The sequence below is a fragment of the Corynebacterium sp. CMW7794 genome, from assembly GCF_001563605.1.
GTDB lineage: Bacteria > Actinomycetota > Actinomycetes > Mycobacteriales > Mycobacteriaceae > Corynebacterium > Corynebacterium phoceense.
Genome location: NZ_KQ961714.1, coordinates 112,786 through 137,846 on the forward strand (window position 1 = coordinate 112,786; position 25,061 = coordinate 137,846).

Annotated in this window: 15 protein-coding genes; 7 read left to right on the plus strand and 8 right to left on the minus strand. The window is 64.9% G+C overall.

Features of this window, described 5'->3' with window-relative positions; translation table 11 throughout:
- Positions 1–74: 74 nt before the first annotated feature.
- Together HMPREF3227_RS02230 and HMPREF3227_RS02235 are read right to left on the minus strand one after the other, a co-directional pair.
- Complete coding sequence (locus HMPREF3227_RS02230) at positions 75–965, minus strand: hypothetical protein (protein WP_066489640.1); 891 nt, start codon at positions 963–965, stop codon at positions 75–77.
- 6 nt (positions 966–971) lie between these two features.
- A complete protein-coding gene (locus HMPREF3227_RS02235) occupies positions 972–1,925 on the minus strand; it encodes a Ppx/GppA family phosphatase (RefSeq protein ID WP_077210017.1) in 954 nt (317 codons plus the stop codon).
- Positions 1,926–1,958: 33 nt separating this feature from the next.
- Between HMPREF3227_RS02235 and HMPREF3227_RS02240 the strand changes: the two genes are divergently transcribed.
- On the plus strand, positions 1,959–2,849 hold the full coding sequence (locus HMPREF3227_RS02240) for a DUF3109 family protein (RefSeq protein ID WP_141628522.1): 891 nt from the start codon (positions 1,959–1,961) through the stop codon (positions 2,847–2,849).
- Here HMPREF3227_RS02240 and HMPREF3227_RS02245 read toward each other — a convergent pair.
- The 3 genes from HMPREF3227_RS02245 to HMPREF3227_RS02255 all read right to left on the minus strand — a co-directional run bounded on the left by HMPREF3227_RS02245 (position 2,846) and on the right by HMPREF3227_RS02255 (position 5,643).
- Positions 2,846–3,541: a response regulator transcription factor gene (locus HMPREF3227_RS02245; RefSeq protein ID WP_066509839.1), complete on the minus strand. Its 696-nt coding sequence runs from the start codon at positions 3,539–3,541 to the stop codon at positions 2,846–2,848. The genes HMPREF3227_RS02240 and HMPREF3227_RS02245 overlap by 4 nt on opposite strands.
- Positions 3,542–3,553: 12 nt before the next feature.
- On the minus strand, positions 3,554–4,786 hold the full coding sequence (locus HMPREF3227_RS02250; protein ID WP_369799429.1) for a sensor histidine kinase: 1,233 nt from the start codon (positions 4,784–4,786) through the stop codon (positions 3,554–3,556).
- A 110-nt stretch (positions 4,787–4,896) separates the two neighbouring features.
- The gene (locus HMPREF3227_RS02255; RefSeq protein ID WP_066490385.1) at positions 4,897–5,643 is read right to left on the minus strand and encodes a phosphoglyceromutase; all 747 of its coding nucleotides are present in this window, start codon (positions 5,641–5,643) and stop codon (positions 4,897–4,899) included.
- Positions 5,644–5,745: 102 nt separating this feature from the next.
- Between HMPREF3227_RS02255 and HMPREF3227_RS13835 the strand changes: the two genes are divergently transcribed.
- Positions 5,746–5,874, plus strand: coding sequence for a hypothetical protein (locus HMPREF3227_RS13835; RefSeq protein WP_255356869.1), 129 nt, complete (start codon positions 5,746–5,748; stop codon positions 5,872–5,874).
- Positions 5,875–5,898: 24 nt separating this feature from the next.
- Positions 5,899–6,432, plus strand: a complete 534-nt coding sequence (locus tag HMPREF3227_RS02260) for a GNAT family N-acetyltransferase (protein ID WP_066509842.1) — start codon at positions 5,899–5,901, stop codon at positions 6,430–6,432.
- Here HMPREF3227_RS02260 and mshA read toward each other — a convergent pair.
- Positions 6,429–7,694, minus strand: coding sequence for a D-inositol-3-phosphate glycosyltransferase (gene mshA / locus HMPREF3227_RS02265; protein WP_066509844.1), 1,266 nt, complete (start codon positions 7,692–7,694; stop codon positions 6,429–6,431). The two genes, HMPREF3227_RS02260 and mshA, sit on opposite strands and share 4 nt — an antisense overlap.
- Before the next feature lie 87 nt (positions 7,695–7,781).
- On the opposite strand from mshA, the gene HMPREF3227_RS02270 reads away from it, so the two are divergent.
- The 3 genes from HMPREF3227_RS02270 to HMPREF3227_RS02280 all read left to right on the plus strand — a co-directional run bounded on the left by HMPREF3227_RS02270 (position 7,782) and on the right by HMPREF3227_RS02280 (position 13,044).
- Positions 7,782–9,491, plus strand: a complete 1,710-nt coding sequence (locus HMPREF3227_RS02270; protein WP_066489616.1) for a long-chain-fatty-acid--CoA ligase — start codon at positions 7,782–7,784, stop codon at positions 9,489–9,491.
- Positions 9,492–9,606: 115 nt separating this feature from the next.
- A complete protein-coding gene (locus HMPREF3227_RS02275; protein ID WP_066509846.1) occupies positions 9,607–11,322 on the plus strand; it encodes a long-chain-fatty-acid--CoA ligase in 1,716 nt (571 codons plus the stop codon).
- 207 nt (positions 11,323–11,529) lie between these two features.
- Positions 11,530–13,044, plus strand: coding sequence for an AMP-binding protein (locus HMPREF3227_RS02280; protein ID WP_066509848.1), 1,515 nt, complete (start codon positions 11,530–11,532; stop codon positions 13,042–13,044).
- 285 nt (positions 13,045–13,329) lie between these two features.
- Here HMPREF3227_RS02280 and HMPREF3227_RS02285 read toward each other — a convergent pair whose 3' ends face one another.
- Positions 13,330–13,869 carry an NADPH-dependent FMN reductase gene (locus HMPREF3227_RS02285; protein ID WP_066509850.1) on the minus strand — a complete coding sequence of 180 codons (540 nt, stop codon included), beginning with the start codon at positions 13,867–13,869 and terminating at the stop codon, positions 13,330–13,332.
- 268 nt (positions 13,870–14,137) lie between these two features.
- On the opposite strand from HMPREF3227_RS02285, the gene HMPREF3227_RS02290 reads away from it, so the two are divergent.
- Positions 14,138–23,131, plus strand: a complete 8,994-nt coding sequence (locus tag HMPREF3227_RS02290) for a type I polyketide synthase (protein ID WP_066509853.1) — start codon at positions 14,138–14,140, stop codon at positions 23,129–23,131.
- 460 nt (positions 23,132–23,591) lie between these two features.
- On the opposite strand, the gene HMPREF3227_RS02295 is transcribed toward HMPREF3227_RS02290, so the two are convergent.
- A complete protein-coding gene (locus tag HMPREF3227_RS02295) occupies positions 23,592–24,752 on the minus strand; it encodes an RtcB family protein (protein WP_066509860.1) in 1,161 nt (386 codons plus the stop codon).
- Positions 24,753–25,061 lie beyond the last annotated feature (309 nt).

Below are 25,061 nucleotides of genomic sequence, written 5' to 3' on the forward strand. Positions count from 1 at the left end.
TAGCGAAACCCCCGGGGCCGTACACATCGTGTCGGTCCCGGGGGTTAGCCGCGGCGGCGCTTCATGCCGTGACTTTATGCCGTGAGCAGCGCGCCGAACGTGAGCACCAGGCCCACGATGATGGACAAGACAATCGCCGCCTTGTCGCGATCCGTGCGCAGGGCGTGCACGACGCCTGCCATCGCGGCGGTCACAGCCACGGCGAGCGCGGCCACAAGGCCCTTGTTGAAGTTGGTCCACAGGATTTCGAAGCCCTTGTAGACCACGGCGCCCAGCACGATGCCCACGAGTGCGAGCAGGATGATGGACACGGGATTGAGCTTGCCGTCGTCCTCGGCATCCTCGTACTCGGCAGGATCGGCGTCCTCGGCATCATCCACTCGGTCGATTTCGGTGGTCGCAGCATCCTCGAGCTGCGCCGCCGGCTCGTCCTCGACCTTCTTGATGACGGTGGTATCCCCCGTCGACGGCGTAGACGCCGCCTTCACAGCATCGCGCTCGCGCTTCTCGGCGAGAATGCGGCGGTCTTCCTCAACCTTGGGATCCAGCGGTGCCTCGTCGATGGACGACGCAGCAGCCTTGTCCTCGGTCGCCTTCTTTTCGGCAGCCTTCTTCTTGGCTTCCTCCGCCTTCTTCGCGAATTCGGCCTTCTTCAGAGCTTCGATGCGCTCAGCTTCGGACTGCGCCGGAGCAGACTTCGCAGCGTCCGACTGTGCGGCATCGGACTGCGCGGCCTCAGGCTTGGGCGCCGGGATGACCGGAGCGGTCTCGTCAATGTCGACGTTCGAGTGCTTCGCCTGCGCCGGAGTAGCCTCGACCTTCTTGAGCGAGCCGGTGAGCTCGGCGACGGAAACGCCGCCTTCTTCCAGGCTGCGGCGGCGACGGCGCGGCTTGTCGCCGCCCGTGCGCTCCTGCTTGTTGCGGGCAAGGAGCTCCGCAACAGTCAATTGCTTCTCTTCAGCCATGTCTTACTAAACCAATTCTTTCTGAGGGTCTGCGCCGAGACCTTTGTCGAGACGTCTCAGGATAACACCCTCGCGCAGAGCCCAGGGACAAATCTCCAGTTGTTCCAAGCCTAGAGCGCGCATGGACGCTTCCGCTACTAAGGCACCGGCAACAATCTGGTGCGAGCGGTTGGAGCTAACACCTTCGAGGTCCGCGCGGTCCGCAGCTGTCATGCGCGAAATGAAGGAAATTAGCTGGCGCAGACCCGCAGCGGTAAGGGTTCGCTTGACGAAAGGCCCAGCTGAGGACGGTGCGGCGCCGGTAAGGCGGGCCAAGCTGCGGAAGGTCTTCGAGGTACCCACGGCTAGGCGCGCGGAGCCCACGGTCTTCATTGCCGCGGTGGGCTCGGCAAGCTCGGCGTCGATGTAGTCGCGCAAGGCGTTGACGTCCTTCTTGCTCGGCGGATCCGTCTCAAACCAGTTATGGGTCAAGCGGCCAGCACCCAGATCAAGGGAGAACGCCATGTCCGGCTCCTCGTCTGTGCCAGTGGACAGCTCCAGCGAGCCGCCGCCGATGTCGAGGTTGGTAATGCGGCCAGCAGACCAGCCGTACCAACGGCGCACGGCAAGGAAAGTAAGGCGCGCCTCGTCCTTGCCGGAGAGGATCTCCAGGCGGACGCCGGTTTCCTTCTCCACGTGGTCGAGAACTTTGGCGCTATTGGGCGCCGAGCGCACCGCAGACGTCGCAAATGGAATGAGCTCGTCGCAGCCCAGCTTCTTGCCGAGCTCGGAGGCTTCGGCCACCGAGTCCGTGAGCGCCTTGAGGCCCTTGTCATGGATATTGCCCTGCTTGTCGAGCTGCTCCACGAGGCGCAGAGGGGTCTTCCAGTCGCTCATCGGAGTTGGACGGCCGCCCAGTTTGGCGTCGACCGCCACGAGATGGACCGTGTTGCTTCCCACGTCTAATACACCTAATCGCACACATACAGAGTAATGGGTCTACCGTGGTTAAGTGTGAATCGCCCGAAAACAAAACCCGTGTATCTTGGCTTTCCTGCCACTTCACCTGCGGGAATATCGATTGCATCCGGTCGCGAAAAAGCCCCGGATTTTCCGCGCGAATGGTTTGAATTTACTGATCCGAACGATCCTGAGCACGTCTTTTCCATCGATCTCACGTGGCTCGAGTCCCATTACGCGTGCCAATTTGGCACCGAGCGCTGCCCCGGCATCGACTCCAACAATCCTGATGTCGGCTGCTGCGGGCATGGTGCCTACATGGCAGACGAGCAGGACCGCGACCAGCTTGCCGATGCCGTCTCGCGCATGCCCGCCACATATTGGCAGCGTCGCGAGGAGGTTACGGGCCGCACGCCCTCCGAAGAGATTGTGCTCGAGGGCGACGAGCTGGAGCCGTGGCTCATGTGGGACGAACTCGATGGTGACGATGGCGAGCCGGAGCCCGCGTTGAAGACCCCGGTCGTCGAGGGCGCCTGCATCTTCGCCAACCGCGCGGGCTGGGAGACCGGTGCCGGTTGCGCCCTCCACCAATGGGCGCTCGCCGAGGGCGAGGACCTCACCGTGGTCAAGCCGGAAGTGTGCTGGCAGCTGCCGCTACGCCGCTACGAGGACTACGAAGAGCGCCCCGACGGCGTGGAGATTCTCCGCACGCAGATCGGCGAATACGACCGCCGCGGCTGGGGCAACGGCGGCGAGGACTTCGACTGGTATTGCTCGACGGACCCCGCCTGCCACAACAACCCCGAGCCCATGTGGAAGTCCCAGAAGAACGAGCTCATAGCCCTCATGGGCGAGGACGCCTACGCGATCCTCGCCAAGCACTGTGCCAAACGCGCGGCCGCCGGGCTCGTCTCCGTGCACCCAGCCAGCGAGCGCTGGGTTTAAAGCTCGAATTTGTACCCGAGGCCGCGCACCGTGACGAGGTGCTCTGGGCGCGACGGCGTCGCCTCAATCTTGGATCGCAGGCGCTTGACGTGGACGTCGAGCGTCTTCGTGTCGCCCACGTAGTCCGCGCCCCAAATGCGGTCAATGAGCTGGCCACGGGTGAGTACGCGTCCGGCGTTGCGGAGCAGGTATTCGAGGAGATCAAACTCTTTGAGCGGCATGTTGACGGGCTCGTCCTCGACTGTCACGATGTGGCGCTCGACGTCCATGCGCACGCGGCCGCCTTCGAGGATCTGCTCCTCGAATTCTTCCTCGTCCTCGTGGTGGCGGACGTCGCCACGGCGCAGGACTGCGCGGATGCGAGCGATGAGCTCGCGGGAGGAGTAGGGCTTCGTCACGTAGTCGTCTGCGCCGAGCTCCAGACCCACGACCTTGTCGATTTCCGAGTCGCGCGCGGTGACCATGATGATGGGCACGCTGGACTGTGCGCGCAGCTCCTTGCACACGTCCGTGCCGGACATGCCGGGCAGCATGAGGTCGAGGAGCACGATGTCGATGTCCTCGGCCTCGAACTTGGCGAGCGCCTCAGGGCCGTCGTAGGCGATGACAGCCTCGAAGCCTTCCTTCCGCAGAAGAAAGGCGAGCGGATCCGCCAGGGATTCTTCGTCTTCAACGATGAGGATGGTAGTCATGTGCTTTACTCTCTAGTCCTTCCGGCGAGCGCTCACGCGCCCGGCGTTTCCGGCCGTCGCGGAAGCGACGCCGTGTCCATTATCCCCCGTCGAGGCCGTATCTGTCTCGCATACAGGGTGATGAACGGGCAGTTCAATGGTAAAAGTCGATCCCGTTCCCGGGCGCGACCACAGTTTGATGTTGCCGCCGTGGTTCGCCACGACGTGTTTGACGATGGACAGGCCGAGACCCGTGCCGCCGGTCTGACGTGACCGCGCCTTGTCGACACGGAAGAAGCGCTCGAACACGCGCTTTTGGTCTTCCGGCGCAATGCCCACGCCGCGGTCCGTGACGCGGATGAGCACGATGTCCCCACCCACGACCTTCTGCGATACGGACACCGGCGCCGCCTCCGGCGAGTAGTTGATGGCGTTGGAGATGAGGTTGGTTACGGCCGTGACCAGCAGCGGCTTGTCAGCGAGTACCTCCACGCCGGTGTCCTCGCCGCGAAGGAGCTCGATGCCATGCGAGTCCGCTGTGAGCTGGTTGCGCGAAATAGCCTCGGAGACGATGTCGTCGACGCGGACCGGCTCCATTCTGGGCAGACGCTCGGCGCCCTGCAGCTTGGACAGCGCGATGAGCTCCTGGACCATGTTGCCCATGCGCGAGGCTTCCTTCTGGACGCGCTCGCCGAAATACTTGACGTGCTCCGGATCATCCGGGTCCTGCAGGAGTGCCTCGGCGAGCAAGCCGATGCCGCCCACCGGGGTCTTCAGCTCATGCGAGACGTTGGCCACGAAGTCGCGGCGCGCTGCCTCCATGCGCACCGACTCGGACTCGTCCGTGCCGTAGATGATGACAAAGCGAGCATCACTCGGAGTAAGCGGCTTGACCACAGCCTGCACCTGGGTGACGCGGTGGCCCGTGCGGCGCTTGCGGATGACAACGTCGAGACGGCGTTCCTCGCCGTCCTTGAAGACCTCCTGAGCCACCTTCCACACGTCCGGGTTGAGGACGCGATCGTGCACGAGCGACATGCTGTGCGCCGAGCTATTGGACAACACGACGTCGCCCGCCTGCGCCACGACGATAAGTCCCGTGGGCGATCCCTGCACGCCAAGGTGGAGCACCTGGCTGATGGTGGTGATCTGGTTCGGGGCGTCGACGACGCCTTGGCGCATGAGACGTGCGTTGACGAGACGCCACACCAGCTGCGCCAGCAGCGTCAAAATCACGCCTGCGACCAGGCCAAAAATAATATCCACTAGTACTGTGTAAGTTCGTTTCTCTTCTCCCGGCATTGAACGCCGGGGACACAAATATATCCCCAGGGAGTATAGGCCCCCTGGGGATAGTTCGCAGCGCGAGCTGTTATTTACTTGCCGCCCTGTGCCGCGACAGCGGCGGCGCCGGCAGCGGCTGCCTCCGGGTCGAGGTAGGTGCCGCCCGGGTTGACGACGGAGCCGTCTTCCGCGATTTCGTAGACCAGCGGGATGCCGGTCGGGATATTGAGACCCGCGATGTCATCATCCGAGATGTTGTCGAGGTGCTTGACCAGCGCGCGCAGGGAGTTGCCGTGTGCGGCGATGAGGACGGTCTCGCCCTTCTTGGCGCGCGGGAGGATTTCCGACTCGAAGTACGGGACGAAGCGCTCGACGACGTCCTTGAGGCACTCGGTACGCGGAACCTGGTCCAGATCCGCGTAACGCGGGTCGTTCGCCTGCGAGTACTCCGAGGAGTCCTCGAGCTCCGGCGGCGGGGTGCCGTAGGAGCGGCGCCATGCCATGAACTGCTCCTCACCGTACTTGTCCTTGGTCTCAGCCTTGTTCAGGCCCTGGAGAGCGCCGTAGTGACGCTCGTTGAGACGCCAGTCGCGGACGACCGGGATCCAGTGACGGTCCGCGGCGTTGAGAGCGATGTTGGCAGTGCGGATAGCACGGCGCAGCAGGGAGGTGTAGACGACCTCAGGCAGGATGCCCTGCTCGCGCAGCAGCTCGCCGCCGCGCTTGGCCTCGCCCTCGCCCTTGGCGGTGAGGTCAACGTCGACCCAACCAGTGAACTGGTTGGATTCGTTCCACTGGGACTGTCCGTGACGAAGAAGAATGAGTTTTCCGTTAGTCATGGTGTCCAGCATGCCAGGTTTTCCTGCGGCGCGCTTGTCTGATTGGTTACTCTTTTTACCCGACCAGACATCCTGTAACACACCTCACACCCAAAGGATTTCATGCCCCTTATCCGCATCTCCTCCGCGCACCTCGACACGAACGACCAGCCGTCGACCGCCATTGCCGCCTACGTGGAGGCCACCCGTGCACAATCCATTGCGCCACTGGCCACGATGACTTTGCGGTGAGCACTGACCACGCCGGGCCGCACGGTGCTCTCGCTGTGGACGCAGTTACCGATAAGCGAGAACTCGCTCGAGGAACATCCACGCGCACGCATCCTGCGCGCGGCAGGCTGCAACCTGGGGCTGGTGGAGCAAGCGTCGGAAGTGGGCATCGGCAAGCTGGGCACCCCGGCAGTCCCGGAGGGACTGCGCGCGGAATTCTTCACCGGAATTATGCCGCTGGGCGGAATTATGCCGCTGGGCGACCTCATCGATTCGTTCCTCGACATCGTGAAAATCGCGGACGTGGACGGCGTCGTCGCATTCACCGCGGCGAATGTCTACCCCGACCATCCCCACGCGATGGAGCAGGGCCCCACAGTCGCACACCGGCGCGCCCGCGGACGCGGCCTCGCCACACTGGTCAAGCAGGTGCTCGCGGACGAAGTCGCGCAGCGCTATCCCGACATCGAGCGCGTGACGACGTATAACGCGCTGGACAACGCTCCCATGCTCGCCATCAATAACAAGCTGGGCTTGGTGCTGAAGTTCTATGAAACGAATTGGCTCAAGCGAATCTAGTAGCCCGTCGCCCGGCGCGCGTGACAGTCCGGGATCTGAATGCTCATGGCATCGGCATAGATGGCCTCGAGCTGCGTCGCGGCGGCGGCCCAGCTGAAATTCTGTGCATGATCGACGGCGGCCTCGCCCATCGCGATGCGTCGCTCATCGTTGTCGAGGAGCTGTTCCAGCGCGTCCGCCCAGGCCTCAGGGTCGTGGTTGTCCACGAGCAAGCCCGTCTCCCCGTCGTCCACGGCAATAGGCAGCCCGCCCACGCGCGCGGCGATGACGGGCGTGCCGGATGCCTGCGCTTCCACGGCGACGAGGCCGAAGGACTCGTTGTAGCTGGGCACCGCCACGATATCCGCGGCCTGATACACGGCAACGAGCTCGGCCGGCGGGCGCGGCGCAATGAAGCGGACATAACGCTCCACGCCCAGCTCACGGGCGAGGTTCTGGTAGGTCTCCGGCGTCGCGTTCGCGCCCGAGGGCCCGCCGCAGAAAATGACGCGGACGTTGCGGAACGGGTCGCGCTTGATGAGTTCCGCCGTGGCGCGCACGAGGACCTCGGGGCCCTTAAATTTCTGAAGGCGACCCACGAAGGCCACGACCTTCATATGCAGCGGAATGCCGAGCAGGCGGCGCGAGCGCTCCGTGTTGCGGTCCGTGCCGGGAGTAAAAAGCTCGGTGTCGGCACCGGGCGAGACGACGACGATGCGCTCCGGCGGGGCATCGTAATGCTCAATAAGGTCCTGAGTCTCCTGCGCCGTATTGACGACGAGGAGATCCGCGTTATCCACGATCTGCTGCTCGCAGATGCGGCGGGCCTCGGACTCCTGCGTGTCATCTGCCGTACGGTGCGCGTTCTTCACTGCGGCAAGCGTGTGCGCGGTATGAACGAGGGGGACCTCCCACAGGTCACGCAGCAGCCAGCCCACCTGGCCCGAGAGCCAGTAGTGCGAGTGGATAACGTCATAGTCCAAGTCAAAGCAGCGCGCGAAGGTAATCATGCTGCCGGCGAACGCGGCGAGCTGCGTGGGCAGCTCTTCTTTGCTCAAACCTTCGTAGGGACCCGCCACGATGTTGATGACACGCAGTCCCTCTTCGACCTCCACGATCTCGCCCTGTGAGGGCCGCGTGGCGAGGGTAAAGACGTCTACCTCGATGCCTCGGCGCGCGAGTTGGCGTGCGGTGTTGAGGACGTAGACATTCATGCCGCCCGCATCCCCGGATCCGGGCTGTTCCAGGGGCGAGGTGTGCATGGAGATCATCGCGATACGCATAGACGCCCATCCTAGCGCCGCGAGTCCGCCGAGCGTGCGCGTTATACTGGGTGGTCGCTAGAACCTACGCAACCGAAAGGTCATTTTATGTCGGCTTATGAGTCCAAAGCCTGGCTCCAGTACTACCCCGAGTGGACGCCGCATACCCTCGACTACGGCGACACAACGCTGTTGGACATCTACGACAACAACCTGGCCATCAATGCGGACAAGCCGGCCACCTACTTCTTCGGTAAGACCCAGACCTACACGGAGCTCGACCGTCAGGTGCGCCGCGCCGCCGCGGGCCTGCGTGCCTTCGGCGTCCGCGAGGGCGACCGCGTCGCCATCGTCGCCCCCAACGCCCCGCAGACCGTCGCCGCGTTCTACGCCGTCCTCAAGCTGGGCGCCACGGTCGTGCTCCACAACCCGCTCTACACCGCCCACGAGCTCGAGAGCCTCTTCCAGGATCACGGCGCCCGCGTCGCCATTTCCTGGGATAAGACGGCCTCCACGCTGGAGAAGCTGCGCGCCACCACCCCGCTGGAGACGGTCGTGTCCATCAACATGATCGACGCCATGCCCACGGTGCAGCGCCTCGCCCTGCGCACGCCGTTCCTCAAGTCAACGCGCGAGCAGCTCACTGGCGATGCCCCCAATACCGTCCCGTGGGACACGCTCATCGGCAACGCCATTGGCGGCGACGGCTCCGATGTGAAGTCGCCCGAGTCCATCACCAAGGACTCCATCGCGCTCATCCTCTACACCTCCGGCACGACCGGCAAGCCCAAGGGCGCGCAGCTTAGCCATGGCAACCTCTTCGCCAATATTCTGCAGGGCAAGGCATGGGTTCCGGGCCTGGGCGACCAGCCCGAGCGCATGCTCGCCGCGCTCCCCTTCTTCCACGCTTACGGCCTCACCATGAACCTGACCCTCGCTCAACTCATTGGCGGCGAGCTCGTGCTTCTACCCAAGCCGCAGATCCCGCTCATCATGGGGCTGATGAAGAAGCACACCCCCACCTGGATTCCGGGCGTGCCCACGCTCTACGAGCGCATCGTCGAAGCAGCGGAGAAGGATTCCGTGGAGATCAAGGGCGTGCGCGCGGCCTTCTCCGGCGCGTCTACTCTGCCGGTTCAGACCGTCGAGAAGTGGGAGGAGTACACCGCCGGCCGCCTCGTTGAGGGCTACGGCCTCACCGAGTGCTCGCCGATCATCGTGGGCAACCCCATGAGCGATGACCGCCGCCCTGGCTACGTGGGCATCCCCTTCCCCGATACCGACATCCGCATTGCGAACCCCGATAACCTCGACGAGACCATGCCGGACGGCCAGGAGGGCGAGGTCCTCGCCCGCGGCCCGCAGGTCTTCAAGGGCTACTTCAACAATGCTGAGGCTACCGATGCCGCCTTCCACGACGGGTGGTTCCGCACCGGCGACCTCGGCATCATGGAAGAGGATGGCTTCGTCCGCCTCGTGAGCCGCATCAAGGAAATCATCATCACCGGCGGCTTCAACGTCTACCCGGGCGAAGTCGAGGAAGTCCTGCGCACCCACCCGGCCATCGATGACGTCGCCGTGGTCGGCCGCCCGCGCTCCGACGGTTCCGAGGACGTCGTGGCCTGCATCGATCTGGCTGACGGCGCCGCACTCGACCCCGAAGGCCTCAAGGAATTCTGCCGTGAACGCCTCACCCGTTACAAGGTCCCGCGCACCTTCTACCACTTCGAGTCCCTGGCCAAGGATCAGATGGGCAAGATCCGCCGCCGTGAGGTTCAGGAGGACCTCATCAAGCGCCTCGAAGCCGAAAAGAAGTAGGACTAAGTCTGCACGAATAGGCCGCCCCAGCGCTCCGAATGCGCAAAGGCGGCTTTTTTCATAGCTATACTAATCGCAATAGATAGTTCACTTTAAGAAATAAAAGGGGATCGGTATGGGTGCCTATGAGTCCAAGGCCTGGCTGCAGTACTACGCAGACTGGACGCCGCACACGCTCGAGTACGACGACACCACGCTCATCGACAGCTACCGCGAGAACCTCGAGGCCCACGGCACGTGGCCGGCCACCTGGTTCTTCGGCCGCACGCAGACCTATGCCGAGCTCGACGCGCAGGTGCGCGCTGCCGCCGCGGGACTCAAGGCCCTCGGTATCCGCAAGGGTGACCGCGTAGCCATCGCGCTGCCCAACTGCCCGCAGCACATCGCGGCGTTCTACGCCATCCTCAAACTCGGCGCTGTCGTGGTCGAGCACAACCCGCTCTATACGGCACGCGAGCTCGAGGAGCTTTTCATCGATCACGGAGCCCGCGTCGTTATCGCATGGGACAACCGCTCCGAGGTCTTCGAGGAACTGCGCGAGACCACGCCGCTGGAAACCATCGTCTCCGTGAACATGACGGACGCCATGCCACGCATGAAGGCGCTGTTGCTGCGCATTCCGCTCCCACCGATTGCGGAGAAGCGCGCACAGCTCACCTCGCCCGCCCCGAATACCGTGCCATGGTCCACCCTGGCCAGCCCCGCAATGGGAGGCGACGGCCACGCCTTCATCGACGCCGAGGACGTAAGCAAGGATGACCCGGCCATCATCCTCTACACCTCCGGCACGACAGGCAAGCCCAAGGGCGCGATCCTCACGCACGGCAATATCGTGGCTAACACCAAGATGGGTGTCGCTTGGGTGCCTGGCCTGGGCGAGAACCGCGAACGCATGCTCGCGGCGCTGCCCATGTTCCATGCCTACGGTATGACGCTCATCGCGGCACTCGGGGTCGCCATCGGCGGCGAGCTCGTGCTCACCCCGGCGCCGAAGATGGATCTCATCATGGACATCATGAAGAAGCACACGCCCACCTGGATTCCGGGTGTGCCCACGCTGTACTCGAAGATCATCGCCACCGCGCATGAGAAGAACATCAGCATCCACGGCGTGCGCAATGCGCTCTCCGGTGCGGCCGCCCTGCCCACGGAGACCGTGAAAGAGTGGGAAGAGCTCACCGGCGGTCTCCTCGTCGAAGGCTATGGCCTCTCCGAGACCTCACCCGTCATCGTCGGTAACCCTATGAACAGCAACCGCCGCCCTGGCTACATCGGCCTGCCTTTCCCGGATACCGAGATTCGCATCGGCAACCCCGATAACCTCGACGAAACACAGCCCGACGGCACGCCCGGCGAGGTCCTCGTCCGCGGTCCGCAGGTCTTCACAGGCTACCTCAACAAGCCGGAGGCCACCGCCGAGTCCTTCCACGGCGACTGGTTCCGCACCGGCGACATGGGCATCATGGAAGAAGACGGCTTCATCCGCCTCGTGAGCCGCATCAAGGAGATCATCATCACCGGCGGCTTCAACGTCTACCCCGCCGAGGTCGAAGAAACCATGCTCGCCCACCCCGACGTCACAGACGTCGCCGTGGTCGGCCGCCCGCGCGACGATGGCTCCGAGGACGTCGTGGCCTGCGTCATCCTCCGCGACGGCGCCGCACTCGACCCTGAGGGCATGAAGGAATTCGCCCGCACGCGTCTCACCCGCTACAAAGTCCCGCGCACCTTCTACCACTTCGAGGAGCTCGCCAAGGACCAACTGGGCAAGATCCGCCGCCGCGAGGTCCAAGCCGACTTGCTCAAGCTGCTGGAGAAGAACGAGAAGTAGTGTGGACTTACCCGCGCGACGCACGCCGGTGATGATCCGAACCCTGTCGCCGGCGAGTGGACGCGTGAGTGTGCCGAGGTACGTCTCCCGCGGAAAGAGCGGTTACGATAGCGCGGCATGTGCCATATCTGAAATCGTCTTTGAAGATCTTGCTCTAGGTTGCCCGCGCGTTAGGATACTTTCGTCCGACAACAAGAAAGGCGACGCGTGGAAACTCAACCCTGGCACCGGTTCTACGGTTCGTGGACGCCCGCATCCCTCGACTACGGCGACGCCACCTTGGTAAGCCAGCTCGCCGAGACCGTCGCCACCCACCCAGACCGCATCGCACTGCGCTACGTAGACCAGGTCGTCACCTACGCCTCGTTGGATCACGAGATCGATCGTCTCGCCGCAGCACTCGCTCAACTGGGCGTCAAGCCCGGCGCGTTCGTCGCTCTCGCGCTGCCCAACCGCCCCGAGCATGTCATCGCCTTCTACGCAGTACTCCGCCTCGGCGCGACCGTAGTCGAACACAACCCCCAGTTCACCGCGCATGAGCTCGCCCCCATGGTCGCCGACCACGGCGCACGTGTCGCCATCGCGGCGGGCCCCGCCGTGACCATCTTCCAGGATCTCGATGAGATCGAGCACGTCATCAACGTCGACGATGACTGGAATGAGTTCCTCTCCCGCGGCACTGAACTGCCGGAACGTGTCACCGTCACTAAAACTGACGTTGCACTCATCCTCTATACCTCGGGCACGACAGGCACGCCCAAGGGCGCCATGCTCACGCACGGCAACCTCGCGGCCAATGCCCTCCAGATGGCGGCGTGGCGCCTGCCCGAGGAGCACCCACAGGCGCTGGCCGTCCTGCCGCTCTTCCATTCCTACGGCCTCACCATGTCACTCACCGTCGGAATCCTCTCCGGCGCGACAATCACCTTGTTGCCCGCGCCACGGATGGAGTTCATTCTCTCCGCGCTATCTGCACACCCACCCACGTGGATGCCCGCCGTGCCGACCATCTATCAGCGCGTCATTAGCGCGGCGCCGCAGGCACACGGCATTAAGCAGGCCATCTCCGGCGCCGCCACGCTGCCCGCCGCGACCGTCGCCGAATGGGAAGAACTCACCGGCGGCATCCTCGTCGAAGGCTACGGGCTCACCGAGGCCGCACCCGTCGTCGCCTGCAATCCCCTCAATGAACACCGTCGCGCCGGATGCATTGGCCTTCCGATGCCCGATACCGAGGTCCGCATCTCTCCGGAGTCCGGCGAACTCCTCGTCCGCGGGCCCCAGGTCTTCGCGGGCTACCTCCACAACGAGGAAGCCACGCGCGCCGCGTTCGAGGACGGCTGGCTACGCACGGGCGACGTCGCCACGCAGGACGCGGACGGCTTCCTCACTCTCCACGCGCGACTCAAGGAGACCATCATTACCGGCGGGTTCAACGTCTACCCCGCCGAGGTCGAGAACGTCCTCACCGCGCATCCCGCGCTTTCCGATGCCGCCGTCCTCGGCCGCGCACGCGAGGATGGGTCCGAAGACGTCGTCGCATGCATCGTCATTAAAAATGACGGTGCACATTCCGCGCCCACCAATGACGAGTTGCGCGCGTGGTGCCACAGCATGCTCGCCCGCTACAAGGTGCCGCGATCTTTTGTGCGCGTCGACGATCTCGGCCGCGATGCCCTCGGCAAGCTGAGGCGCCGATCCGTCGCGGAGCGCTTTCTGTGATTCCGCCCAAATAAGACCGTCAGAAAACTGACGGCGCCCAAACCCCACCCACAATTCGGAATTGTGTACAGGATTCCAGAGTTGTGGTGGGGTTTGGGCGCGACATTGAGGGGCTAGCCTTCAGCTCGCGGACGGCCCCGGAGCAAAGGTGTCACAGCCCAGGACTGAGTCAGGGGCGTTAGAAAAAGTGACGGTGCCCAGGATCAGCAGAACCCACCCACAACTCAGAGAATCTGACAGATTTCGGGAGTTACGGGTGGGTTATGCAGAGGTGAGCGGAGGCGCTTACTTGACTGCAGCCTCAACCTCAGCGAGGACGCCGTCCACGAGGCCCGACTTGAAGTCGGCCGGGGTGAACTCGCCGTCGGTCATGTCGGTGATGAGGTTGACCTCAACCTGGGCACGAATCTGGTGCATGGAGAAGTTCGCGACGGCTAGGCGCCATGCCTCGACGGCACGGACGCCACCGGAGAAGCCGTAGCCGATGAAGGCGACGGTCTTGCCCTGCCACTCAGCGATGGAGTCGAAGGCGTTCTTGAACGGGCCCGGCACGGAGTGGTTGTATTCCGGGGTGACGAAGATGAAGCCGTCGCAGGACGTGATGGCGTCGGCCCAAGCCTGAACGTTGGCGTTATCGTACTGACCGTTGGCCATGCCCGGGACGATGGCGGACTCGAGCAGCGGGACGTTGAAGGACTTGAGGTCGAGCAGCTCGTACTCGACGCCGGACTCGCGCTTGTCAGCGATCTCCTTGACCCAGTTCGCGATGGCCTCGCCGGAGCGGCCTTCGCGGATGGACCCCAGGATGATGCCAATCTTTGCCATATTTCTAAAGCCTTTCAGCACTTTTAACCTGCACAAATGCGCAGTTTCTAACTTGAATCCTTAAGTCTACCCCTCATGGTCGGGTTGCGCACACGACAACTAAGTTTCTAAAGATTTCCTGAAAGTTGAGTAAAACCTCACGTTTTGGGCCGTCATAGCTAGAAAGTTACGGAGCAGTAGGCTACGGTAGCGTAATTGCGATTTGTTTGTTGTTGCTAACAATCCTTTTATCGCGCACGATCCCCGAGAATCACAGAGGTTTCCTTACATGCCGCTTTCGTCGTTGACACCGCTCAACTCCATGCAGCGCCCCGCCCTCCTCTTCGCAGGCCAGGGTTCCGCATGGCAGGCGTCGCTTGCCCAGGCCACCACGGCCCCGCACGTTGCCACGCGCTTGCGCGAGCTTCTCACTGCCGCCCGCGCCACCGCCGCTCCCATCGCCCGCCAGATCGCCTCGACCTGCCCGGGCGTTTTCGATCGCCTAGAGGAGCTCCTCGCTGGCGACGCAACGGTCAAGCCGGTGGACGTCTTCCCGGCGTACTCCATTCCCGGCATCGTCCTCGGCCAGATTGCAGCCATCGAGCACCTCGAGCAGCTGGGACTCAAGCCAGAACTCGCCGCCGGCCACTCCCAGGGCTCCCTCGGCGTGCTCGCGCTCAAGGATCCGCAGGAAGCCCTGACTCTTGCCATCCTGATGGGGACGGCGGCATCGGCAAGCCATGGCGGCTCGGACGCACGCTCGCACATGCTGGCTGTGCGGGGCCTGTCCCGCGAATTCATCGAAGCCAATATCGCGGGCGATGCCGCCATCGCCGTCATCAATGGCCGCCGCGCGTTCGTGCTCGCTGGCGCGCCGGAGGACCTCCAAGCAACGCAGTCCGCGCTCGAGGCCGCCGCCCAGGCCTTCAACGACAACTTGGAAGAGCGTCCGGTGGGTGGCGACGAACTCGTCGCGACCTTCAACGAGCTGCCGGTAGCACTGCCCTTCCACCACACCTGCCTGCGTGACGCGGCCAAGCTCACCGAAGAGTGGGCGAAGAACTGCGGCATCAATGACCATGCGCTGGCCCGCGCCATCCTCGTCGAGCCGCACGATTGGCCCGCACAGGTCCGCGCCCTCGACGCGGATTACTTCCTCTCCCTGGATCCCTCCCTCACTCGCCTCACCACTCCCCTTATCGCCGGCTCCGGCGCCGCCGTCGTCGAGGTTGCGTCCCCTGCGCAGCGTGACGCGCTGGCCACGCCGGGCAACTCCCTGCCGGAAGCGGTGAACTACGACGACTTCGCTCCCCGCCTCGTCCGCCTGCCGGACGGCCAGGAGTATACGCAGACCCGTTTCTCGGATCTCACGGGCCTGTCCCCCATCATGCTTGGCGGCATGACGCCGACCTCTGCCGACGGCGAGATCGTCGCCGCGGCCGCCAACGCCGGTTACTGGACGGAGATGGCCGGTGGCGGCATGTACTCCGACGAGGTCTTCACCAAGCACCGTGAAGTCATGGAGTCGAGACTCAAGCCGGGCCGCACCGCCCAGTTCAACACCATGTTCTTCGACCGCTTCCTGTGGAACCTGCAGTTCGGCCAGACCCGCATCGTGCCCAAGGCCCGCGCGGCCGGCGCTCCGTTCAACGGCGTGTGTGTGTCCGCCGGTATCCCGGAGGTCGACGAGGCCACCGAGCTCCTCGCACAGCTACACGAGGACGGCTTCCCCTTCATCTCTTTCAAGCCGGGCACCGCGAAGCAGATTCGCGACGTGCTCAAGATCGCCGCCGCGAACCCGGAGGATCAGATCATCATCCAGGTCGAGGACGGCCACGCTGGCGGCCACCACTCGTGGGTCAACCTCGACGACATGCTGCTCGAGACCTACGCCGAGGTCCGCCTGCACCCCAACGTCTACCTCGCCGTGGGCGGCGGCATCTACTCCCCGGAGCGCGCCGCGACCTACCTCACCGGCTCCTGGGCTTCCCAATATGATGTGCCCGCCATGCCTGTCGATGCCGTCTTCATCGGCACCGTCGCCATGGCCACCAAGGAGGCCAAGGCCACGGACTCCGTCAAGGAACTCCTCGTCAACACCCCGGGCATTGGCTACGACACGAACGGCGGCTGGGTTGGCCGCGGCACCGGCACTCACGGTGTGGCTTCCTCCCAATCCCACCTGCTCGCGGACATCCACGACCTGGACAACTTCTTCGCCGCGGCATCGCGTCTCATCACGTCTCTGCCGCTCGAAGAGTACGACGCCCGTCGCGACGACATCATCGCGGCGCTGAACAAGACGTCCAAGCCCTACTTCGGCGACGTCGAGACCATGACGTATGCGCAGTGGCTGAACCGCTTCGTCGAGCTGGCGCACCCCTTCGTCGACCCGACGTGGGACGACCGCTTCTTCGACCTTCTTCACCGCATCGAGGCCCGCCTCAACGACGCCGACCACGGCGAGATTGAGACCCTCTTCCCTTCCATCGAGGAGATCGCGGATGCCCCGGCCGCCGCGGCAAAGCTACTCGCGGCGTACCCGTCCGCTTTCGAGACGACAGTCTCCCCGCGCGACGCCGCATGGTGGATTTCGCTGCACTACAAGCACGTAAAACCCATGCCGTGGGTCCCCGCCATCGATGGCGACCTCAAGGTCTGGTTCGGCAAGGACACCCTGTGGCAGGCCCAGGACGAGCGCTACACCGCGGACCAGGTCCGCATCATCCCGGGGCCCGTCGCCGTGGCCGGCATCACGAAGAAGAACGAGCCGGTCGCTGACCTGCTCGGTCGCTTCGAAAAGGCTGCCACGGACGAACTGCGTTCGTCCGAACACAAACCGGAAGAGATCTTCGCTCGTCTCCACGCCGCTAAGACCGCCGAGGACTACATCCTCCATGCGCCGACCATCCAGTGGCACGGCCACCTCATGGCCAACCCAGCCTACGAAATGGACAACGACGCCTTTGACCTCATTCAGGACGAGAACGGCAACTGGGAAATCCGTATCAACGCGGACTCCTACTGGGACGACCTGAAGCCCGACGATCGTCCGTTCTACGTCGAACACGTCTCCGTACCGCTCGACCTCCCGGCGGACGTGTCCACCGGCGGTTCCCCGGTCGTCTCCGACGAGCGCCTGCCCAAGGCCGTCTTCGAGCTCCTCGAGGGTCTCGCTGGTGTCGGCTCCACCGCCGAACAGGGCGACGCCATTGAGAAGATGCCGGTCATCGAAGAAGGCTCTGTTTCAGAGGACGCTCCCTTCGGCGTCGCGCACTACTCTTTCACCCTGCCGGCTTCCCTGCTGCAGGCCCACACCAACGTCACTGGCGCCGCTCTCGACGGCGAGTCCCCGGTAGGAACGCCGGATGTGTTGGTCGGCCCATGCTGGCCCGCCATTTACACCGCGCTCGGCTCCGGCCAGCTCGCCGATGGCTACCCGGTCATCGAGGGCCTGCTCAACGCGGTGCACCTCGACCACGTCGTCGACGTCAAGCTGCCGCTTGACGAATTAGCGGATGGTCGCACCATCGACGTCACCTCCAAGTGCACCGCCATCGACGAGTCCGTCTCCGGCCGTATCGTCACCGTCGAACTCGAACTGCGCGACCATGACACCCAGGACGTCGTCGCTACGCAGATGCAGCGCTTCGCCATCCGCGGCCGCGCCACTGGCACCGCGATGCCGGTCCCGGCTCCGGAGTGGGGCGGCGGCGCGGCGTACGCCGCGCGAGCAGTGGTGTCCACGCCGCGCTCCTTCGTGGATCGTGAGACCGTCACCGCGCCGCACGACATGACTCCGTTCGCGCTGGTCTCCGGCGACTACAACCCCATTCACACCTCCTACAACGCGGCGCAGCTGGTCAACCTGCAGGCGCCGCTCGTCCACGGCATGTGGCTGTCGGCCACCGCGCAGCACCTCGCCGCGCGCCACGGCGAGGTCGTGGGCTGGACCTACTCCATGTACGGCATGGTCCAGCTCGATGACGAGGTCGAAATCACCGTCGAGCGCGTGGGCCGCAAGGGCATCCACGCCGCGCTCGAGGTCACCTGCCGCATCGGCGGCGAAGTCGTCTCTCGCGGCCAGGCGCTGCTCGCAGCACCGAAGACCGCTTACGTCTACCCGGGCCAGGGCATCCAGGCCGTCGGCATGGGTCGCGGCGACCGCGACGCGTCCCCGGCCGCCCGCGAAATCTGGCGTCGCGCGGACCGTCACACCCGCGACAACCTTGGCTTCAGCATCCAGCGCATCATCGACGAGAACCCCACGACCGTCAAAGTCAAGGGCGTCGAGTTCCGCCACCCGAACGGCGTGTTGCACCTCACCCAGTTCACGCAGGTGGCCCTCGCCGTCGTCGCCTACGCCCAGACCGAGCGCCTGCGCGAGAACGACGCGCTGGCTCCAACCAGTTTCTACGCCGGCCACTCCCTCGGCGAGTACACCGCCTTGGCTTCGCTCGCGAACATCTTTGAGCTCGAGGGGGTTATCGACATCGTCTACTCCCGCGGCTCCGCCATGGGCTCTCTCGTCGAGCGCGACGCGGAGGGTAACTCCAACTACGCCATGGCAGCGCTGCGCCCCAACATGGTGGGCATTTCCGGCGACGAGGTCGACGCCTGGGTCAACGCGCTCAGCGAAGAGACCGGCGAATTCCTCGAAATCGTCAACTACAACATCAAGGGTCAGCAGTACTCTGTGGCCGGCACCAAGGCCGGTCTCAAGGAGTTGGTCCGCCGCGCAAATGCCATCACGCCGCGCGCCGCCGTCATGGTCCCGGGCATCGACGTCCCGTTCCACTCCCGCGTCCTGCGCGACGGTGTTCCGGCCTTCGCTCAGAAGCTCGACGAGCTGCTCCCGCAGGAATTCGATCTGTCGAAGCTCGTGGGCCGCTACATCCCGAACCTTGTGGCCCGTCCGTTCGAACTCACCCAGGACTTCGTCGACGCGGTCGCGCCGCTCGCCCCGTCCGGCAAGCTCGACGGCCTCAAGGTCGAGGACATGGACGAGCAAAAACTCGCCCGTCTCCTCGTCATCGAGTTGCTGTCTTGGCAGTTCGCTTCCCCGGTCCGCTGGATCGAGACGCAGGACTTCCTCTTCGACCACGTCGAGCAGATCGTCGAGGTCGGCCTCGCTGCCTCCCCGACGCTGGCCACCATGGCGAAGCGCTCCATGGCCGTCGCCGGAGTCGACGTGCCCGTCTTCAACGTCGAGCGCGACCAGGACCAGGTCATGCTGCAGGACGTCCAGGCCGCCCGGGTCGAGGAGGCCCCGGAGCCTGAGCTTTCCGATGCCCCCTCGGCTGAGCCCGAGCCCGCCGCCCCTGAGCCCCAGGCTGCTGCGCCGGCTCCCGCTCCTTCCGCCGGCGGCTCCGCCGCCGACGCGCCGGAGCTGCCCTTCGGCCCGGCACAGGCCATCGACGTGCTCTTCGCGTTCCAGAACAAGATTCGCGTCGACCAGATCACCAACTCAGACACCATCGAGGAGCTCACCAACGGCGTGTCCTCGCGTCGTAACCAGCTGCTCATGGACATGTCTGCGGAGCTGGGCGTGCCGGCCATCGACGGCGCCGCCGACGCAGACGTGAAATCCCTGCGCGAGAAGGTCACCGCCGCCGCCCCGGGCTACGCCCCGTTCGGTTCCGTCCTGGGCGAGGCCGTGCAGGGACGCCTGCGCCAGATTCTCGGCGCCGCTGGCCTCAAGCCCGCCTTCGTCGGCGAGCGCGTCACCGGCGCGTGGGGTCTGCCGGCCTCCTGGACCGCCCACGTCGAGGCTGAGATTCTCCTCGGCTCCCGCGAGGAAGACTCCGTGCGCGGCGGCTCACTGGGCACCGTTCCGTCTGCGGCGACCTCCAAGTCCGCTGCCAACGACCTCGTCGACGCCGCCATCCACGCGGTCGCGTCGAATAACGGCGTGAGCGTTTCGCTCACCTCCGGCGGTTCCGCTGCTGGCGGCGTGGTCGATTCCGCCGCGCTCGACGCCTACGCGGATACCGTCACCGGCGAAAACGGCGTGCTCGCCACGGCCGCACGCCAAGTCCTCACGCAGCTGGGTCTCATGGACGAGCCGGAGGCCTTCGAGGCTCCGGACACCACGGTCATCGACACCGTCGAGGCCGAGCTCGGATCCGGCTGGGTCAAGTCCGTGACCCCGTCCTTCGACGCGGACAAGGCCGTCCTCTTCGATGACGCCTGGGCTATCGCGCGTGAGCAGCTCACCCGCGTGGCACTGGGCGAGGTCGACACCCCGGCGCGCTACTTCCGTGGCACCGGCGCCACCATTGCGGCCCAGGCCACTTGGTGGGCGGCCAACGGCGGCCAGGGCGATCTCAAGGCCATCGCGAAGGAGGCGGAAACGAAGTTCGAGGGCGAATTCGCCGGCGAGGTCGCGCTCGTCACCGGCGCGGCGCCGGGCTCGATTGCCACCGCACTTGTCGAGCGCCTGCTCGAGGGCGGCGCCACCGTCATCATGACGGCGTCTCGCGTCTCCCAGGCCCGCAAGGAATTCGCGCGCAAGCTTTACGCCGCGCACGGAGCCGCGGGCTCCGCGCTCTGGCTCGTTCCGGCCAACCTCTCGAGCTACCGCGACATCGACGCGCTCATCGAGTGGATCGGCAACGAACAACGCGAATCCGTGGGCAACGAGGTGAAGATCCTCAAACCCGCGCTCACACCGACGCTCGCCTTCCCGTTCGCCGCACCGTCTGTCTCCGGCTCGCTGGCCGACGCCGGTGCGTCCACCGAGCAGCAGGCACGCCTGCTTCTCTGGTCCGTCGAGCGCACCATTGCAGGTCTCTCCGAGTTGTCGCGCCGCGACGGAGGAGCGGCGCGCACCCACATCGTGCTGCCGGGTTCCCCGAACCGCGGTATGTTCGGCGGCGACGGCGCGTACGGCGAGGTCAAGGCCGCGCTCGACGCCATCCTCGCCAAGTGGCACGCCGAAGCCGGTTGGCCCGCTGGCGTCACCCTGGCCCAAGCCAAGATCGGCTGGGTCGCGGGCACGCACCTCATGGGCGGCAACGACGGCCTTGTGCCTGCGGCCGAGAAGGCCGGCATCCACGTGTGGTCGCCGGAGGAAATCTCCTCCGAGATTATGGGTCTCGCATCCGTTGAAAACCGGGCGCGAGCTTGCGAGCGCCCGCTCGAAGCCGACCTCACCGGTGGCCTCGAGGGCGTGTCCCTCAAGGAGCTCGCGGCCCAGGCTGAGGCTCCGGCCGCCGAGCCGGAGGTTGAGGAAACGCCAGTCATTAAGGCCCTGCCCAACACGGTGAGCCCGGTGCAGCCGGGCGGCCTTGAGGGCATCGGCAGCATCAGCACCGACCTGGACGACATGGTCGTCATCGCTGGTATCGGTGAGGTGAGCTCCTGGGGCTCCGGCCGTACCCGTTTCGAGGCCGAGTTTGGCATGCAGCGCGACGGCTCCGCCGAGCTCACCGCCGCGGGCGTGCTGGAGCTGGCATGGATGACGGGTCTGGTCCACTGGGCCGAGGATCCGCACCCGGGCTGGTTCGACGCCGAGGGCACCGAGATCGCCGAGGAAGAGATTTACGACCGCTTCCGCGACGAGGTCGTCGCCCGTGCCGGCGTGCGCACCCTGACGGACAAGTACCACCTCGTTGACCAGGGTTCTATCGACCTCACCACGGTCTTCCTTGACCGTGACATCACATTCACCGTCGCCACCGAGGCCGAGGCCAACGACATCGCCGAGGCGGATCCGGAGTTCACCCAGATCCGCGAGGCCGACGGCGAGTGGGAGGTCACCCGCTTGAAGGGTGCGACCGCCAAGGTCCCGCGCAAGGCCACGCTCACCCGCACGGTCGCGGCCCAGATACCGGACGACTTCGACGCTTCTCAGTGGGGCATCCCAGACCACATGCTCGACGCGCTCGACCGCATGGCGGTGTGGAACCTCGTCACCGCCGTCGACGCGTTCACGCAGGCGGGCTTCTCACCCGCGGAGCTGCTCCAATCCATCCACCCGGGCCAGATTGCCACGACGCAGGGCACCGGAATTGGCGGCATGGAGTCCCTCCACAAGGTCTTCGTGGCCCGCTTCCTCGGCGAGGAGCGTCCGTCCGACATCCTGCAGGAAGCCCTGCCGAACGTCATCGCGGCGCACACCATGCAGTCCCTCGTTGGCGGCTACGGCTCGATGATTCATCCCATCGGTGCCTGTGCCACCGCGGCCGTCTCCATCGAGGAGGCCGTGGACAAGATCACGCTGGGCAAGGCCGACCTCGTGGTCGCTGGCGGTATCGATGACGTCCAGGTCGAATCCCTCCAGGGCTTCGGTGACATGAACGCCACCGCAGAAACGGCCACGATGACCGCCAAGGGCATCGATGACCGCTTCATCTCCCGCGCCAACGACCGTCGCCGCGGCGGCTTCCTCGAGGGCGAGGGCGGCGGCACCGTTCTCATGGTGCGTGGCTCGCTCGCCGCGGACCTGGGCCTTCCGGTCCTCGCCGTGGTCGCCCACGCCGCTTCCTACGGCGACGGCGCCCACACCTCCATTCCGGCTCCGGGCCTCGGCGCCCTGGGCGCCGGTCGTGGCCGCGAGAACTCCCCGCTGGCCAAGGGTCTGCGCGGCCTGGGCCTGACCCCGAACGACGTGACGGTCCTGTCCAAGCACGACACCTCCACCAACGCCAACGACCCGAACGAATCCGAGCTGCACTCCATCCTGTGGCCGGCCGTGGGCCGCGACGCGGATGAGCCGATGTTCGTCATCTCCCAGAAGACGCTCACGGGTCACTCCAAGGCGGGTGCCGCGCTCTTCCAGACCGGCGGTCTCATCGACGTCTTCCGCACCGGCCGCGTTCCCGCGAACGTGTCCCTGGACTGCGTCGATCCGCTTATCGCGCCGAAGGCGAAGAACCTCGTGTGGCTGCGCTCCCCGCTCGACCTGGGGGCCGCTGGCCGCCCGGTCAAGGCCGCGGCACTCACCTCGCTGGGCTTCGGCCACGTCGGTGCCCTCATTGTCTACGCCCACCCGGGCGTGTTCGAAGAGGCCATCAAGCAGCAGCGCGGTGCTGCCGATGCCGCCGCCTGGCGCGAGCGCGCCGAGGCACGCCTGGCCGCAGGCCACGCGCACTTCGAGGCCGGCATGCTCGGCCGCGCGCCGCTCTTCGAGGTCATCGACGGCCGCCGCCTGCCGCACGCCGACGCCAAGGTGATGATCGACGGCTACGGCCTCGTCGACGCCGACAAGGCCGCGGAAATCTCCATGCTCCTCGACGCCGATGCGCGCCTGGGCGCACACGGGGAGTTCCCGAGTGCGTAATCGTTAGCTAACTGGCGTTAGCTAACTGGCTGACTAGACCAGCCAGTAGTAGATAGAGCTCAGGCCCGCTTCCTGAAAAGGGAAGCGGGCCTGAGCTTTGTGTAGCCGCCATCGAATCGGCCACTACGTTTCAGCTAACGCTCGACCAACTTTTGCTTCTCAACTCCGTTAATCTTTTCCACTCATCCAGCGGCCGAGTGTCATACGAAGCAAAGGACCGTATCAAGCGTCTTTAACAAAACAGTGACTCACGATAAGAGTTATCTGGCGCATTGCGCTCGCAGTCCACCGGGATAACAGCTATCCCGGTGAACTAAGATATCGATCTACCGGGATAAGTCTTATCCCCAATGCGTCGAGCGCATGAGATGAGTCAGCTGTAATGCGACGCTGCAAGAGGGGCCATCGGAAAGCTCACAAGGGACCGTCACTAAACGTGACGGTCCCATCATGGCGCAGGTTAGGTGCCCTTGACGTTGAGGATCTGGCGCAGGGTGTGCTTGACCTCGACGAGCTGGGCGGCATCGGCCATCACGCGGTCGATGTCCTTGTAGGCGTCCGGAATCTCATCGACGAACTCGGCGCCGGGACGGTAGACGATGCCTTCCATGCGTGCGGCAAGGTCTGCCTCGGTGAAGCGGGCCTTGGCCTGAGTGCGCGACATTACGCGACCTGCGCCGTGCGGCGCAGACTTGAGGCCCGGCGCGTAGCCCTTGCCTTCTACGACGTAGCTGGCCGTGCCCATCGAGCCGGGGATGAGACCGCGGTCGCCCTCATCCGCCTTGATGGCGCCCTTGCGCGTGAGCCACACGTTTTTGCCGTAGTGGTTCTCGCGCTGGGTGTAGTTGTGGTGGCAGTTGATGCGCTCGAGTTCAAGCGTCTCCCGGTCCGCGCCGGACCAGGTGGCGACGCAGTCGAGGAAGCGGTCCATCATCTCATCGCGGTTGAGCAGCGCAAAGTGCTGTGCCCAGTGGAGATCCGCAATGTAGGAGTCGAACTCGGGCGTGCCCTCGACGAGGTAGGCCAGGTCCTTGTCCGCGAGCTGGATCCAGTGCTTCTCGCAGTGGCGCTGCGCGGCCTTGATGTGCTTCTGGGCAATCTTGTTACCCACGCCGCGCGAGCCGGAGTGTAGGAACAGCCAGACGCGGTCCGCTTCGTCGAGGCAGAGCTCGATGAAGTGGTTGCCACCGCCCAGGCTGCCCAACTGCTGGCGCCAGTTTTTGGAGTGGCCGAGATCCACGCCGGTGTCCTGGGCCAGCTGCGCGAGCTCGCGGGTTCGGGCCTCGGTGCGCGGGTCCATGATCCAACCGTTGTAGTTTCCGGGCGAGAGCGGAATGGAGTCTTCGACCGCGGTGCGCAGGTCCTCGAGAGCGAAGTCCTGGATATCCGCGTGCGTGAGGTGGGTCCGCACGGCAATCATGCCGCAGCCGATGTCCACGCCGACGGCCGCTGGGATGACGGCGCGCAGCGTGCCGAAGACGGTGCCGACCGAGGAGCCCTTGCCAAAGTGGGCATCAGGCATGAGCGCCACGTGTGGGTAGACGAAGGGCAGGTCAGCGACGAGTTGTGCCTGCGCCACCGTCTTGTCTTCAACAATGGAGGCGAAGTTGTGCAGGCGCATAAGAGAGCCTTTCTCTGCGTTTGCGTAACGCAGTTCGTGAGAAAGGGCCTGCTTGGGCGGCTGACTTATAAGTGCGCGCGGGTCGCGCGGCTGGCACCAACGTCCGGGATAAGCAGGGCCGCTTTCCCGGGAAATGGTCAAGTCAGCCTGTTAGAAGAGTTGCTTAAAGAAGCGTCCTAGCGGCTGATTGTTATAGGTCATCATCGCGGTTCGCCTCCTTTATGCTTTCTTGTTCTTCTTTCGGGCTATTAGTGCTGCGTGTGAGCCTACACCATCGGTGTACAGAATGCGCGCATAAAGAACCCGGCT

Coding starts and splice junctions, on each gene's coding strand:
- HMPREF3227_RS02230 (WP_066489640.1), bottom strand. CDS start 965: ATGGCTGAAGAGAAGCAATTGACTGTTGCGGAGCTCCTTGCCCGCAAC.
- HMPREF3227_RS02245 (WP_066509839.1), bottom strand. CDS start 3,541: ATGACTACCATCCTCATCGTTGAAGACGAAGAATCCCTGGCGGATCCG.
- HMPREF3227_RS02255 (WP_066490385.1), bottom strand. CDS start 5,643: ATGACTAACGGAAAACTCATTCTTCTTCGTCACGGACAGTCCCAGTGG.
- HMPREF3227_RS13835 (WP_255356869.1), top strand. CDS start 5,746: ATGCCCCTTATCCGCATCTCCTCCGCGCACCTCGACACGAACGACCAG.
- mshA (WP_066509844.1), bottom strand. CDS start 7,694: ATGCGTATCGCGATGATCTCCATGCACACCTCGCCCCTGGAACAGCCC.
- HMPREF3227_RS02270 (WP_066489616.1), top strand. CDS start 7,782: ATGTCGGCTTATGAGTCCAAAGCCTGGCTCCAGTACTACCCCGAGTGG.
- HMPREF3227_RS02275 (WP_066509846.1), top strand. CDS start 9,607: ATGGGTGCCTATGAGTCCAAGGCCTGGCTGCAGTACTACGCAGACTGG.
- HMPREF3227_RS02285 (WP_066509850.1), bottom strand. CDS start 13,869: ATGGCAAAGATTGGCATCATCCTGGGGTCCATCCGCGAAGGCCGCTCC.
- HMPREF3227_RS02290 (WP_066509853.1), top strand. CDS start 14,138: ATGCCGCTTTCGTCGTTGACACCGCTCAACTCCATGCAGCGCCCCGCC.
- HMPREF3227_RS02295 (WP_066509860.1), bottom strand. CDS start 24,752: ATGCGCCTGCACAACTTCGCCTCCATTGTTGAAGACAAGACGGTGGCG.